The 14709-nt window shown below is 63.3% G+C and carries 13 protein-coding genes and 1 pseudogene; 11 read left to right on the top strand and 3 right to left on the bottom strand.

Annotated elements, in window-relative coordinates; genetic code table 11:
• Positions 1-40 precede the first annotated feature (40 nt).
• Positions 41-829, bottom strand: coding sequence for a methyl-accepting chemotaxis protein (locus tag F8N82_RS27740; protein ID WP_371857251.1), 789 nt, complete (start codon positions 827-829; stop codon positions 41-43).
• 66 nt (positions 830-895) lie between these two features.
• Positions 896-1933 (bottom strand): annotated as a pseudogene (locus F8N82_RS27735) (HAMP domain-containing protein); the annotation flags it as partial.
• Positions 1934-2167: 234 nt separating this feature from the next.
• Here F8N82_RS27735 and bamE point away from each other — a divergent pair.
• Positions 2168-2422 carry an outer membrane protein assembly factor BamE domain-containing protein gene (gene bamE / locus F8N82_RS23100; protein ID WP_038997575.1) on the top strand — a complete coding sequence of 85 codons (255 nt, stop codon included), beginning with the start codon at positions 2168-2170 and terminating at the stop codon, positions 2420-2422.
• Positions 2419-2994: a lipocalin family protein gene (locus tag F8N82_RS23095; protein WP_038997574.1), complete on the top strand. Its 576-nt coding sequence runs from the start codon at positions 2419-2421 to the stop codon at positions 2992-2994. Before bamE ends, F8N82_RS23095 begins: the two co-directional genes overlap by 4 nt.
• Before the next feature lie 68 nt (positions 2995-3062).
• On the opposite strand, the gene F8N82_RS23090 is transcribed toward F8N82_RS23095, so the two are convergent.
• Positions 3063-4427 (bottom strand): formimidoylglutamate deiminase, encoded by a 1365-nt coding sequence (locus F8N82_RS23090; protein ID WP_095162113.1) that lies wholly within the window; start codon positions 4425-4427, stop codon positions 3063-3065.
• A gap of 143 nt (positions 4428-4570) precedes the next feature.
• On the opposite strand from F8N82_RS23090, the gene hutC reads away from it, so the two are divergent.
• The 9 genes from hutC (at position 4571) to dtd (ending at position 14541) form a co-directional block, all read left to right on the top strand.
• A complete protein-coding gene (gene hutC / locus F8N82_RS23085) occupies positions 4571-5281 on the top strand; it encodes a histidine utilization repressor (protein WP_162195927.1) in 711 nt (236 codons plus the stop codon).
• Positions 5278-5847 (top strand): HutD/Ves family protein, encoded by a 570-nt coding sequence (locus tag F8N82_RS23080; protein ID WP_038997572.1) that lies wholly within the window; start codon positions 5278-5280, stop codon positions 5845-5847. The genes hutC and F8N82_RS23080 overlap by 4 nt, the downstream gene beginning before the upstream one ends.
• A 298-nt stretch (positions 5848-6145) precedes the next feature.
• The gene (gene hutU, locus F8N82_RS23075; protein ID WP_038997571.1) at positions 6146-7825 is read left to right on the top strand and encodes a urocanate hydratase; all 1680 of its coding nucleotides are present in this window, start codon (positions 6146-6148) and stop codon (positions 7823-7825) included.
• A gap of 67 nt (positions 7826-7892) precedes the next feature.
• Positions 7893-9425, top strand: a complete 1533-nt coding sequence (gene hutH, locus F8N82_RS23070; RefSeq protein WP_038997570.1) for a histidine ammonia-lyase — start codon at positions 7893-7895, stop codon at positions 9423-9425.
• Positions 9426-9537: 112 nt separating this feature from the next.
• On the top strand, positions 9538-10941 hold the full coding sequence (locus F8N82_RS23065) for an amino acid permease (protein WP_038997569.1): 1404 nt from the start codon (positions 9538-9540) through the stop codon (positions 10939-10941).
• A gap of 15 nt (positions 10942-10956) precedes the next feature.
• Entirely contained in the window at positions 10957-12162 is a 1206-nt protein-coding gene (gene hutI, locus F8N82_RS23060; protein WP_038997568.1) for an imidazolonepropionase, read from the top strand.
• A gap of 10 nt (positions 12163-12172) precedes the next feature.
• Positions 12173-12976: an N-formylglutamate deformylase gene (hutG, locus tag F8N82_RS23055; protein ID WP_095162111.1), complete on the top strand. Its 804-nt coding sequence runs from the start codon at positions 12173-12175 to the stop codon at positions 12974-12976.
• 159 nt (positions 12977-13135) lie between these two features.
• Positions 13136-14107: a prolyl aminopeptidase gene (gene pip, locus F8N82_RS23050; RefSeq protein ID WP_038997566.1), complete on the top strand. Its 972-nt coding sequence runs from the start codon at positions 13136-13138 to the stop codon at positions 14105-14107.
• Positions 14104-14541, top strand: a complete 438-nt coding sequence (dtd, locus tag F8N82_RS23045) for a D-aminoacyl-tRNA deacylase (protein WP_038997565.1) — start codon at positions 14104-14106, stop codon at positions 14539-14541. The genes pip and dtd overlap by 4 nt, the downstream gene beginning before the upstream one ends.
• Positions 14542-14709 lie beyond the last annotated feature (168 nt).

Here is a 14709-nt window from a genome sequence, read left to right as displayed (position 1 = left end):
GACTCTGTAGGAGCAGGCTTGACCCGCGATCAGCTTCAGATCAGATCCGGAAACTGCCCACCAGTTGCTTCAAGCGATTGGCCTGATTCTCCAGGTCATTGCAGGCGCGCAAGGTTGCCTGCAGGTTCTCAACCCCTTCCTGATTCAGCGTATTGATCTCGGTGATGTCGACATTGATCGACTCGACCACGGCTGTCTGCTCTTCGGTGGCGGTGGCCACCGACTGGTTCATGCCGTCGATCTCGCCGATACGCTGGGTCACGCCGCCCAGCCGTTCGCCGGCCTGGTTGGCGATGCCGACGCTGTGCTGGCTGTGGCTCTGGCTTTCGGTCATGGTGCTGACCGCCACCTGGGCGCCAGCCTGCAATTCTTCGATGATGCGCTGAACCTGCTGCGCCGAATCCTGGGTGCGGTGGGCGAGGTTGCGTACCTCGTCGGCCACCACGGCAAAACCACGTCCGGCCTCACCGGCGCGGGCCGCTTCAATCGCGGCGTTGAGCGCCAGCAGGTTGGTCTGCTGGGAGATGCCGCTGATCACTTCAAGAATCTGGCCGATGTTCACCGTGTTGGCGTTGAGTGTCTCGATGTTGCCACACGAGTCGCTGATCTTGGCTGACAACTGGTTCATCACCTCGATGGTCTGCTCGACCACCTGTTGGCCCTGTGCGGCCATATTGCGCGCGTCGCTGGAATGCTGCGAGGCGAGGGCGGCGTTCTGGGCGATTTCCTGAGCGGCGGCACCCAGTTGGTTGATCGCAGCGGCGACGCTGCTGGTGCGGCTCGATTGCTGGTCGGCATTGTGGATCGAGGCGTTCGAGGCACTGACCACGCGCAGCGCCACTTCGTTGACCTGCCCGGTGGCCGAGGCCACTTCGCGGATCGACTCGTGGATGCGCTCGACAAAACGGTTGAACGACTGGGCGAGGCTGCCGAACTCGTCCTGGCCATGGATGCGCAGGCGCCGGGTCAGGTCGCCTTCGCCTTCGGCGATGTCATGCATGGCCCGGCCCATCACGTGCAGCGGCTCCATCAGTACGCGAATCAGCACGCCGAGCAGGGCGATGATGATCAGTACCGCGATCACCGTGGCCACTACCGCCGAGGTGCGCAGTTCGCTGAGCATGGCAAAGGCGAAGTCCTGGTCGAGCTCCAGCGCCACGTACCAGTCCGCCGACGCTACGCCGTTGACCTTGGTGAAGGTGACGAACTGCTTGTGCCCGTCGCGCTCGGTCTCCTTCAGGCCGCTGCCGACCTGCAGGGTGTCTTGCGGGTAGGCGTCGCTGAGGTTTTTCAGCACCAGGTCGGCTTTCGGGTGGACGAGGATCTTGCCCGCGCCGTTAACGATGAAGGCCTGACCGTGACCGTCGAAGTTCAGGGCGTTGATGATTGCGCTGATGCTGTTCAGGTCGGTGTCGACGCCGTTGACGCCGATCAGCTGGCCTTGATGCTGCACCGGGGTAGCCAGGGTGATCACCAGCTTGTTGGCCGAGGCGGAGATGTACGGCTCGGTGATGATGGCCTGGCCGGCGCCGGTGGCGGCCTTATACCAGCCGCGCACCCGCGGGTCGTAGTCAGCGGCGCGGTTGCCCAGCGGTACCGATTGCATGTAGCCGTCCTGGCCGCCGAAGTAGGTCAGCAGGAAGTTGCTGCCATACACCGGCAGGTTCAGGCTGCGGGTCAGGCTGTCTTTGCTGGCGCCATCGATAGCGACCTGCTGGGACAGCGACTGCAGCAGCTGCATGCGGCTTTGCAGCCAGGTCTGGATGTTGCTGCTGGTCAGGCTGCCGAGTTCCTGCATCGAGGCTTCGGTGTTGCTGCGCAGGGTCTGGCGCTGGCGATAGTCGTTGAACAGGATGAAACAGGTGAAGGCGACAGCAACCACCAGGGCGGCGGCGAGCAGAATCTTGTGGCTGAACTTCAGGTTTTTTGTCATTGCGAGGTCTGTCTGCACAAGGCGGGTCAACGGGTGGGGCGCGGCAATCGGTCGCAGCGCCTTCCTGTGTCGTCCGTTCTGGGCAAAAGATTAATTGCAGAACTCACCAGTCGACCAATGGCGGGGCTTTGACGCCAACAAAACCTGGGCACTGGGGAACCGGATGGGCTTTTTCCCTTCTAAGCTGTCGGTAGGCCATCGCGCCTGCACCCTCATGTCCAGGAGTGACCCTTCATGTCGTTGCGTTCCCTCGCCCTGCTGTCCTTGTGCGTGTTCCTCACTGCGTGCAACAAGATCAACCAGGAAAACTATTCACAGCTAAAGTCCGGGATGACCAAGGTCGAGGTCGAAAAACTGCTCGGCGCACCGACCGATTGCTCGGGCGCATTGGGCATGTCCAGCTGCACCTGGGGCGACGAGAAGACCTTTATCAGCGTCCAGTACGCCGGTGACAAGGTGCTGATGTACTCCGGGCAGGGCCTCAAATGAAGCGGTTGCACCTGCTGTTGGCGCTGTGCGCCGGGTTGATTCTCGGCGGCTGCGCCAGCCCCGGCGCAGGCTCGCTTGAGCCGAAGACCGCCGCCAGCGTCGACCTCAAGCGTTACCAGGGCAAGTGGTATGAACTGGCGCGTTTGCCGATGTTCTTCCAGCGCGATTGCGCCCAGTCCGAGGCCCACTACAACCTCAAGCCGGACGGCAATGTCGGCGTGCTCAATCGTTGCCTGACCCTTGAAGGGGAATGGCAGGAAGCCAGTGGCACGGCCACCGTGCAGGTGCCGGGCAAGACCGACAAGCTCTGGGTGGAGTTCGACAACTGGTTCTCGACGCTGCTGCCGGGAGTCGCCAAGGGGGACTACTGGATCCTCTACGTCGACGACAAGTACCAGACCGCGCTGGTCGGCAACCCGGATCGCAAGTACCTGTGGATACTTTCCCGCACCCCGAGCGTGCCGGCGTTGCAGCGCGAAAGCCTGCTGGCCAAGGCGCGCCAGCAAGGGTATGACACTCAGCGGCTGATCTGGCGGGTGACGGACAAGGACATGGCTGCGCACAAGCCTTGATACCCTCATCGCGGGTCAAGCCCGCTCCTACATAGTTCTGGGAGCGGGCTTGACCCGCGATGGCGCCATCAGCCCAACAGGCTGCGCAGCACCCCGGCAAATTCCCGCGCACTGTCTTCTTCCTGGGCATGGCGCCCCTGGCGCACGACCCATTGGCCGTTGACCATCACATCGCGCACCTGACGGTCGCCGCCCGCAAACAGCCAGCGGTTGAGAATGCCGTCTTCACTGGCCGTCGCCAGGTATGGGTCGTTGCCGTCGAGTACCAGCCAGTCTGCGCGTTTGCCCACCGCCAGCTCGCCAATCGGCTGCCCCAGAGCCTGGGCGCCGCCGCTCAGGGCGGCATCGAACAGGGTACGCCCGACCATCGGCTGATCGCCACGGTACAGGCGGTTACGGCGCTGGTCGCGCAGGCGCTGGCCATACTCCAGCCAGCGCAGTTCTTCGACCACGCTCAATGACACATGGCTGTCCGAACCGATCCCCAGGCGTCCGCCGCGGGCCAGGTAGTCCACAGCCGGGAAGATGCCGTCGCCCAGGTTCGCTTCGGTGCTCAGGCACAGGCCGGCGACCGCGCCGCTGCGGGCCATCAGCTCGACTTCGTCAGGCTCGGCATGGGTGGCATGGACCAGGCACCAGCGCTGATCCACTTCGGTGTTCTCATACAGCCACTGCAGCGGCCGGCGACCGCTCCAGGCCAGGCAGTCATCGACTTCCTTTTGTTGCTCGGCGATATGGATGTGCACCGGGCAGGCCTTGTCGCTGGCGGCCAGGACCTGGGCGATCTGCTCCGGAGTAACCGCGCGCAGGGAGTGAAAGCACAGGCCCAGCGCTTGTGCGGGCTGCTCGGCGAGCAGTGGCGCCAGGCGCGCCTGTAGGTCCAGATACTGTTCAGTGCTGTTGATGAAGCGCCGCTGGCCTTCGTTCGGCGTTTGCCCGCCAAAGCCCGAGTGGCTGTACAGCACCGGCAGCAGGGTCAGGCCGATGCCGCTGGCGCGTGCTGCGGCGCTGATGCGCAAGGACAGCTCCGCCGGGTCGGCATAGGCCTGGCCCTGGGTGTCGTGGTGAACGTAGTGGAATTCGGCAACCGAGGTATAACCGGCCTTGAGCATTTCGATATACAGCTGGCGGGCGATGACCTGCAGCTGTTCAGGGCTGATCTTGCCGACCAGGCGATACATCAGCTCACGCCAGGTCCAGAAGCTGTCGTTGGGGTTGCCGGCCACTTCCGCAAGCCCGGCCATGGCGCGCTGGAAGGCGTGCGAGTGCAGGTTGGGCATGCCCGGCAGCAGCGGACCGGCCAGGCGTTCGGCGCCTGCGGCCGAAGCATTGGCCTGGATGCTGGTCAGCAGGCCGTCGGCGCCGACCTCGATTCGGACGTTTTCGGCCCAGCCCGTAGGCAGCAAAGCACGTTCGGCAAAGAAGACGGACATCGGCACGGCACCTCATTGTGATTATTTGTATATACATATACAGACGTTTGCCTGCTGGGTAAACTCCGGCAAGCTACCGTTCATTCAACCGAACAAGGATATCTTCCGTGCCGACACCTCCTGTCTCCGCGCTGGTTGCCCAGATGGGCGAGGGTCCGGCGCCGCTGTACGCCCGGGTCAAACAGATGATCGCCCAGCAGATCCAGAATGGCAGCTGGCCGCCGCATCACCGGGTGCCGTCTGAAAGCGAGCTGGTCAACCAGTTGGGCTTCAGCCGCATGACCATCAACCGCGCGTTGCGCGAGCTGACCGCCGAAGGTTTGCTGGTGCGCATGCAGGGCGTCGGCACCTTTGTCGCCGAGCCCAAGACCCGCTCGGCGCTGTTCGAGGTCAACAACATTGCCGACGAGATCGCCGCCCGCGGCCATGAACACACCTGCCAGGTGATCATCCTCGCCGAAGAGGCCGCCGGTTCCGAGCGCGCCCTGGCCCTGGACATGCGCGAAGGCCAGCGGGTGTTCCACTCGCTGATCGTGCACTACGAGAATGGCGTCGCCGTGCAGATCGAAGACCGCTTCGTCAACGCCGCAGTGGCGCCTGACTACCTCCTGCAGGACTTCACCCGGCAGACGCCCTACGCCTACCTGTCCCAGGTCGCACCCTTGACCGAAGGCGAGCACGTGGTCGAAGCGATCCTCGCCGAGCCGGAAGAATGCCGCTTGCTGCAAATCGAACAGGGCGAGCCGTGCCTGCTGATCCGCCGCCGCACCTGGTCGGGGCGCCAGCCAGTGACTGCCGCTCGTCTGATTCATCCCGGATCCCGTCATCGTCTGGAAGGACGCTTCAGCAAATGAGCCAGTTGCAGGTATTACGCGCCAAAGACTACCCCCGCATGCCGTGGAAAAACGGCGGCGGCAGTACCGAAGAAATCACCCGCGATGCCGGCGTCGGCCTGGACGGCTTCGGCTGGCGCCTGTCGATTGCCGATATCAGCGAGTCCGGGGGCTTTTCCAGCTTTGCCGGTTATCAGCGGATCATCACCGTGCTTGAAGGCGAGGGCATGCGCCTGCAGGTCGACGGCCAGCCGACGCGCCCGTTGCTGCCGTTCGATGCCTTTGCCTTCAGTGGCGAGAGCCAGGTCAGTTGCAGCCTGCTCGGCGGTTCGATTCGCGATTTCAACCTGATCTATTCCCCCGAGCGTTACCGCGCGCGCCTGCAGTGGCTCGATGGCAGCCAGCGGGTGTTCAGTTCTGCCGCGACCCTGCTGTTGTTCGCCGTGGCCTCCCAGGTCGAGGTGAGGCTGGATGCCGGTGAGCAACTGCTCGGGCGCTATGACTGCTTGCAACTGGACGGCAATCACGGCCTGCAGACCTTGAACATTCAGGGGCGCTGCTGCCTGATCGAGTTGAGTCCTCGCTGAGTTTGTTACGCCTCGGCCGGGTATCTCGGCCGGGGCTGTTACCGATTGACCCAAAGTGGTGCAACGCCACTGATTCGATTTGCTTGACCACTCATCTCCTCAAATTTTTTTTATTTCGCCACAGCTCCCGCACTGCGGCGCTCTAGCGCCTGCGTTGGTACCTGGAAAAGCGTCCTGGCGAGGAGTTGGCACTTCAATTGCCTATGCTTGTACATACAAGTAAAGATGTGTTTGTATAAGTGCCATGACCCACCCAATGCCTGGGTTGCTCTGGACCGATCGCTTAGGAGCCATTTCCGTGACTGACAACAACTTCAAGAAATTCCGTGACGTCGAAATCCGCGCAGCGCGCGGCAACAAGCTGACCGCCAAAAGCTGGCTGACCGAAGCGCCGTTGCGCATGCTGATGAACAACCTCGACCCGGAAGTCGCCGAGAACCCGAAAGAACTGGTGGTTTACGGCGGTATCGGCCGTGCCGCGCGTAACTGGGAGTGCTACGACAAGATCGTCGAGAGCCTGACCAACCTGAACGACGACGAGACCCTGCTGGTGCAGTCCGGCAAGCCGGTCGGCGTGTTCAAGACCCACAGCAACGCCCCGCGCGTACTGATCGCCAACTCCAACCTGGTACCGCACTGGGCCAACTGGGAACACTTCAACGAGCTGGATGCCAAGGGCCTGGCCATGTACGGCCAGATGACCGCCGGCAGCTGGATCTACATCGGCAGCCAGGGCATCGTCCAGGGCACCTACGAAACCTTCGTCGAAGCCGGCCGCCAGCACTACAACGGCAGCCTCAAGGGCAAGTGGGTACTGACCGCGGGCCTGGGCGGCATGGGCGGTGCCCAGCCACTGGCGGCGACCCTGGCCGGTGCCTGCTCGCTGAACATCGAATGCCAGCAGAGCCGCATCGACTTCCGCCTGAGCAGCCGCTACGTCGACGAGCAAGCCAAGGACCTGGATGACGCACTGGCGCGCATCGCCAAGTACACCGCCGAAGGCAAGGCCATCTCCATCGCCCTGCTGGGCAACGCCGCCGAAATCCTGCCTGAGCTGGTCAAGCGTGGCGTGCGCCCGGACATGGTCACCGACCAGACCAGCGCCCACGACCCGCTCAACGGCTACCTGCCTGCCGGCTGGACCTGGGAGCAGTACCGCGACCGTGCACAGACCGAACCTGCTGCCGTGGTCAAGGCCGCCAAGCAATCGATGGCCGTGCACGTACAGGCCATGCTCGACTTCCAGAAGCAGGGCATCCCGACTTTCGACTACGGCAACAACATCCGCCAGATGGCCAAGGAAGAGGGCGTTGCCAATGCCTTCGACTTCCCGGGCTTCGTACCGGCCTACATCCGTCCGCTGTTCTGCCGCGGTATCGGTCCGTTCCGCTGGGCTGCGCTGTCGGGTAACGCCGAAGACATCTACAAGACCGACGCCAAGGTCAAGGAACTGATCCCGGACGACGCCCACCTGCACAACTGGCTGGACATGGCCCGCGAGCGTATCAGCTTCCAGGGCCTGCCTGCACGTATCTGCTGGGTCGGCCTGGGCCAGCGTGCCAAGCTGGGCCTGGCGTTCAACGAAATGGTCCGCCGCGGCGAGCTGTCGGCGCCGATCGTTATCGGCCGCGACCACCTGGACTCCGGCTCGGTATCCAGCCCGAACCGTGAAACCGAATCGATGCAGGATGGCTCCGATGCCGTCTCCGACTGGCCGCTGCTCAACGCCCTGCTCAACACCGCCAGCGGCGCGACCTGGGTGTCTTTGCACCACGGTGGTGGCGTGGGCATGGGCTTCTCCCAGCACTCGGGCATGGTCATCGTCTGCGACGGTACCGACGAGGCTGCCGAGCGGATCGCCCGCGTACTGACCAACGACCCGGGTACCGGTGTCATGCGTCACGCCGATGCCGGTTATCAGATCGCCATCGACTGCGCCAAAGAACAAGGCTTGAACCTGCCGATGATCACGGGCTGATCTGCGGTAAATGGTTGATACTGATATCTATGCAGGCGCATACGCCTCACGAGTACGGAGCATTAACGTGACTGAATTGACCCTGAAGCCTGGCACCCTGACCTTGGCTCAGCTGCGTGCGATCTACCAGCAGCCGGTAAAACTCAAACTGGATTCCAGCGCTGACCAGCAGATCGACGCCAGCGTCGCCTGTGTCGAGCAGATTCTCGCGGAAAACCGCACCGCCTACGGCATCAACACCGGTTTCGGCCTGCTGGCCTCGACCCGTATTGCCAGCCACGACCTGGAAAACCTCCAGCGTTCGCTGGTGCTGTCCCACGCCGCAGGCGTCGGCCAGCCGATCGACGATGCCCTGGTGCGCCTGATCATGGTGCTCAAGGTCAACAGCCTGAGCCGTGGTTTCTCCGGGATCCGCCGCAAGGTAATCAACGCCCTGATCGCGCTGATCAACGCCGAAGTCTATCCGCACATTCCGCTCAAAGGTTCGGTCGGCGCTTCCGGCGACCTCGCCCCGCTGGCGCATATGTCGCTGGTGCTGCTGGGTGAAGGCAAGGCGCGCCATAACGGCCAATGGCTGTCGGCCACCGAAGCCCTGGCGGTTGCCGGCCTGGAACCGCTGACCCTGGCGGCCAAAGAAGGCCTGGCACTGCTCAACGGCACTCAGGCGTCCACCGCCTTTGCCCTGCGCGGCCTGTTCGAAGGTGAAGACCTGTTCGCCGCCGCCATGTCGGTCGGTGGCCTGACCGTCGAAGCGGTACTGGGTTCGCGTTCGCCGTTCGATGCGCGCATTCACGAAGCCCGCGGCCAGCGCGGCCAGATCGACGCTGCTGCGGTGTACCGCGACCTGCTGGGTGACGGCAGCGAAGTCTGCGCCTCCCACGAGAACTGCGGCAAGGTCCAGGACCCGTACTCGCTGCGCTGCCAGCCACAGGTCATGGGCGCCTGCCTGACCCAGTTCCGCCAGGCCGCAGAAGTGCTGGTGATCGAAGCCAACGCCGTGTCCGACAACCCGTTGGTGTTCGCCGCCGAAGGCGACGTGATCTCCGGTGGCAACTTCCACGCGGAGCCGGTGGCCATGGCTGCCGACAACATGGCCCTGGCCATCGCCGAAATCGGTTCGCTGAGCGAGCGCCGCATCTCGCTGATGATGGATAAGCACATGTCCCAGCTGCCGCCGTTCCTGGTGGCCAATGGCGGGGTCAACTCCGGCTTCATGATCGCCCAGGTCACCGCCGCCGCCCTGGCCAGTGAAAACAAGGCGCTGGCGCACCCGCACAGCGTCGACAGCCTGCCAACCTCGGCCAACCAGGAAGACCATGTGTCGATGGCGCCGGCTGCCGGCAAGCGTCTGTGGGAAATGAGCGACAACGTGCGCGGTATCCTCGCCGTCGAATGGCTGGCCGCCTGCCAGGGCCTGGACCTGCGCGAAGGCCTGAAGACCTCGCCGAAGCTGGAACAGGCGCGGCAAACCCTGCGCAGCAAAGTCGCCTACTACGACAAAGACCGCTTCTTCGCCCCGGACATCGAGGCGGCCATCGCCTTGCTGGCCGAAGGGCGCCTGACCGGCCTGCTGCCGGCCAAGGTCCTGCCTAGCCTGTAATTGCTCCCGGGACCCTTCGCGGGGCAAGCCCGCTCCCACCATGGGAGCGGGCTTGCCCCGCGATTGGCGCGCCCGTTCATTTTCACGACCAGAACAAGAATAAGGACGTGACATGCAAGAAGCTCAAGGTCTCAAGCGTGGGCTCACCGCGCGACATATTCGTTTCATGGCGCTGGGTTCGGCGATCGGTACCGGATTGTTTTACGGTTCCGCCTCGGCCATCCAGATGGCCGGGCCTGCGGTACTGCTGGCTTATCTGATTGGTGGTGCAGCGGTATTCATGGTCATGCGCGCGCTGGGTGAAATGGCCGTGCACAACCCGGTGTCCGGCTCCTTCGGTCACTATGCCAGCACCTACCTGGGGCCGATGTCGGGGTTCATCCTCGGCTGGACCTATGCCTTTGAAATGATCATCGTCTGCCTCGCCGACGTCACCGCCTTCGGCATCTATATGGGCTTCTGGTTTCCGGAGGTGGCCCGCTGGATCTGGGTGCTGGGCATCGTTTTCCTGATCGGCGGCCTGAACCTCTGTAACGTCAAGGTATTCGGCGAGATGGAATTCTGGCTGTCGTTGCTCAAGGTCGGCGCCATCGTCGCGATGATCCTTGCCGGCTTCGGCATCATGGCTTTCGGCCTGAGCAATGCCGCTGCCGATAACGCCGTGGGCATCAGCAACCTGTTCGAGCATGGCGGCTTCATGCCCAATGGCATTGGCGGCCTGATCGCCTCGTTCGCCGTGGTCATGTTCGCTTTCGGCGGTATCGAAATCATCGGCATCACCGCCGGTGAAGCCAAAGACCCGCAGCGCGTCATCCCCAAGGCCATCAACGCCGTGCCGATGCGCATCCTGCTGTTCTATGTGCTGACCCTGTTCGTATTGATGTGCCTGTACCCATGGCCGCAAATCGGCAGCCAGGGCAGCCCGTTCGTGCAGATCTTCAGCAACCTGGGCATTGGTTCGGCGGCGACCGTACTGAACATCGTGGTGATTTCCGCCGCGGTTTCGGCGATCAACAGCGACATCTTCGGCGCCGGTCGCATGATGTACGGCCTGGCCCAGCAAGGGCAGGCGCCTAAAGGCTTTGCCAAGATCTCCCGGCACGGCGTGCCGTGGATGACCGTGCTGGTCATGGGCGCAGCGCTGCTCGGCGGTGTGGTGCTCAACTACCTGATCCCGGAAAACGTGTTCTTGCTGATCGCCTCGATCGCCACCTTCGCGACCGTCTGGGTCTGGCTGATGATCCTGGTGACCCAGGTCGCCATGCGCCGCAGCATGAGCCGTGAAGAGGTCGCCCAACTGAAATTCCCGGTACCGTTCTGGCCGTATGGCCCGGCGGCGGCGATTGCCTTCATGCTGTTCGTCTTCGGTGTACTCGGGTACTTCCCTGATACTCAGGCAGCGCTGCTGGTGGGTGTGGTCTGGGTACTGTTCCTGGTGGTGGCCTATAAGCTCTGGTGCAAGCCGCAAGTGGTTGCCACCGAGCCGCCGCTGGTGCAGGAACCTTCTCAACTCTGATCAAGGAGACTCTGGATGAAAACCCTCTGGCAGCATTGCCATGTGGCAAGCATGGCGCAAGGTGTCTACTCGATCATCGAGGATGCGGCGATCGTTACCAGCGCCGGCCAAATCGAGTGGATCGGCCCGCGCCAGCAACTGCCGGCCCTGGTCGCTGACAGAAGCGTGGACCTGGGCGGCGCCTGGGTCACCCCGGGGTTGATCGACTGCCACACCCACACGGTGTTTGGCGGCAACCGCAGCGGCGAGTTCGAGCAGCGCCTGCAAGGGGTCAGCTATGCCGAGATCGCCGCCCAGGGCGGCGGTATCGCCAGTACCGTGCGGGCGACTCGTGCGGCCAGCGAGGATGAACTGTTCGTCAGCGCCCGCCAGCGTGTGCAGGCGCTGATGCGTGATGGCGTCACCACCCTGGAGATCAAGTCCGGCTACGGCCTGGACCTGGCCAGCGAGCGCAAATTGCTCAAGGTCATCCGTCGCCTGGGCGAGGAGCTGCCACTGACCGTGCGCAGCACCTGCCTGGCGGCCCATGCGTTGCCACCGGAATACAAGGACCGGGCTGACGACTACATCAGCCATATCTGCGATGAAATGCTCCCGGCCCTGGCCGCCGAGGGCCTGGTGGATGCGGTGGATGCGTTCTGTGAATACCTGGCGTTCTCCCCGGCCCAGGTCGAGCGGGTGTTCATCAAGGCCGGTGAACTGGGCTTGCCGGTCAAGCTGCATGCCGAGCAACTGTCGTCGCTGGCCGGTTCCAGCCTGGCGGCGCGTTACCAGGCGCTGTCGGCCGATCACCTGGAGTTCATGACCGAAGACGACGCCATCGCCATGGCGGCGGCCGGCACCGTGGCGGTCTTGTTGCCCGGCGCGTTCTATTTCCTGCGTGAAACCCAGTTGCCGCCGATGGATGCCCTGCGCAAGCATGGGGTCAAGATCGCCATTGCCAGCGACCTCAATCCGGGCACTTCGCCGGCGCTGTCGCTGCGCTTGATGCTGAACATGGCCTGTACTCTGTTTCGCATGACGCCGGAAGAAGCCCTGGCCGGAGTCACCTTGCACGCGGCAACGGCCCTGGGCCTGGGCCATAGCCATGGTTCGCTGGAAGTGGGCAAGGTGGCCGACTTCGTCGCCTGGCAGATCGAACGACCAGCCGACCTGGCCTACTGGCTTGGCGGCGACCTGCCCAAGCGGGTGGTGCGCCTGGGCCATGAAATTTCCAATTGAGAGAGGGTGTATGGACAAGGTACTGAATTTTCACCAGGGCACGCTGCCGCTGCTGATCAGCATGCCTCACGCCGGTTTGCGCCTGACCCAGGCGGTGCAGGACGGCCTGGTCGAGCAGGCGCAAAGCCTGCCCGACACCGACTGGCACATCCCGCAGCTGTACGACTTTGCCCAAGGCTTGGGCGCCAGTGTGGTGGCGGCCGAGTACTCGCGTTTCGTCATCGACCTGAACCGCCCGGACGACGACAAGCCCCTGTATGTCGGCGCTACCACCGGCTTGTACCCGGCGACCCTGTTCGAGGGCGAGCCATTGTTCAAGGATGGCAAGGTACCCTCGGCGCAGGAGCGGGCAGGCTACCTGGAAGCGATCTGGCGGCCCTACCACGACACCATCCGCAACGAACTGGCGCGCCTGCGCGAGCAGTTCGGCTATGCCTTGCTGTGGGATGCGCATTCGATCCGCTCGCACATCCCGCACCTGTTCGACGGCAAGCTGCCGGACTTCAACCTCGGCACCTTCAATGGCACCAGTTGTGATCCGCAGCTGGCTGAGCGGCTGCAGGGTGTCTGTGCAAAATTTGAGCAGTACAGCCATGTGCTCAATGGTCGCTTCAAGGGTGGCCATATCACCCGTCACTATGGTGACCCGGCCAAAGACATCCACGCGGTGCAGTTGGAGCTGGCGCAAAGCACCTATATGGAAGAGGTCGAGCCGTTCAAGTACCGCGAGGATCTGGCGGCGCCGACCCAGGTGGTGTTGAAGCAACTGCTCGAGACGGTGCTGGCGTGGGGCAAGGAGCGCTACTCGCGCTGATTGCGCGGCGCCTGCATCGCGGGGCAAGCCCGCTCCCACCAACCGGTAGGAGCGGGCTTGCCCCGCGATGAGGCCTCAAAGCCATCACAGGTACATGCTCAAAGCGCAATTCAGGTTTATGATGCCCAACGGCAGAATAATTCCCACACGGAGTGCGTAATGCAGACCTTGTACCCGCAGATCAAACCCTACGCCCGGCACGATCTGGCCGTGGAAGCACCGCATGTGCTGTACGTCGATGAAAGCGGTTCGCCGGAAGGTCTGCCGGTGGTGTTCATCCATGGTGGCCCGGGTGCCGGCTGCGATGCCCAGAGCCGCTGCTACTTCGACCCCAACCTGTACCGCATCATCACTTTCGACCAGCGCGGCTGCGGCCGTTCGACCCCCCATGCCAGCCTGGAAAACAACACCACCTGGCACCTGGTCGAAGACCTGGAGCGCATCCGCAAGCACCTGGGCATCGACAAATGGGTGCTGTTCGGCGGCTCCTGGGGCTCGACCCTGGCCCTGGCTTACGCCCAGACCTATCCCGAGCGCGTGCATGGCCTGATCCTGCGCGGCATCTTCCTGTGCCGCCCGCAAGAGATCGAGTGGTTCTACCAGGCGGGCGCCAGCCGTCTGTTCCCCGATTACTGGCAAGACTACATCGCACCGATTCCGGCCGAAGAGCGCGGCGACCTGGTCAAGGCCTTCCACAAGCGCCTGACCGGCAACGACCAGATCGCCCAGATGCACGCGGCCAAGGCCTGGTCGACCTGGGAAGGGCGTACTGCGACCCTGCGGCCTAACCCGCTGGTGGTCGATCGCTTCTCCGAGCCGCAGCGCGCGCTGTCGATTGCCCGCATCGAATGCCATTACTTCACCAACAATGCCTTCCTCGAGCCGGACCAGTTGATCCGCGACATGCCCAAGATCGCCCACCTGCCGGCGGTGATCGTGCACGGTCGCTACGACGTGATCTGTCCGCTGGACAACGCCTGGGAACTGCACCAGGCCTGGCCGAACAGTGAGTTGAAGGTGATTCGCGACGCCGGCCACGCGGCCTCCGAGCCGGGGATCACCGACGCCTTGGTGCGCGCCGCCGACCAGATGGCCCGGCGCCTGCTCGACCTGCCTCTGGAAGAAGCATGAAGGGGCTGCTGCAACGTGTGCGTGGTGCGCGGGTAGATGTCGAGGGCAAAACTGTTGGGGCCATTGACCAGGGTCTGCTGGTGCTGGTAGCGGTTGAGCCCGGCGATACCCGCGCGCATGCCGACAAGCTATTGCATAAACTGCTCAACTACCGGGTGTTCAGCGACCCTCAGGGCAAAATGAACCTGTCGCTCAAGGACATCGGCGGCGGCCTGCTACTGGTCTCGCAGTTCACCCTGGCCGCCGATACCCAGAGCGGCCTGCGCCCAAGCTTCTCGACGGCTGCGCCGCCCGCCCTGGGGGCCGAACTGTTCGACTATTTGCTGGCTCAGGCGCACACGCAACATGCGTCGGTTGCCAGTGGTCAGTTCGGGGCTGACATGCAGGTGCACCTGGTCAATGATGGCCCGGTAACATTTATGTTACAAATCTGATGGCAAAAAACCACTGTTTGCGGGAAAACAAGGGGTTTTGTTGCATAAATAGTTTGTTCAGCCTGATGCGTTGTAACGCAGCCTGCTGGATAATCGCGCGCTATGTGGGCCTGCGTTCGTGGGTTCGTTTCACTCTGACTTGAGACTGTCCGGAACCGTTTGGGGAAT

Source organism: Pseudomonas fluorescens (assembly GCF_902497775.2).
Classification (GTDB): domain Bacteria; phylum Pseudomonadota; class Gammaproteobacteria; order Pseudomonadales; family Pseudomonadaceae; genus Aquipseudomonas; species Aquipseudomonas putida_F.
This window is presented reverse-complemented; position numbering and strand designations above follow the sequence as displayed.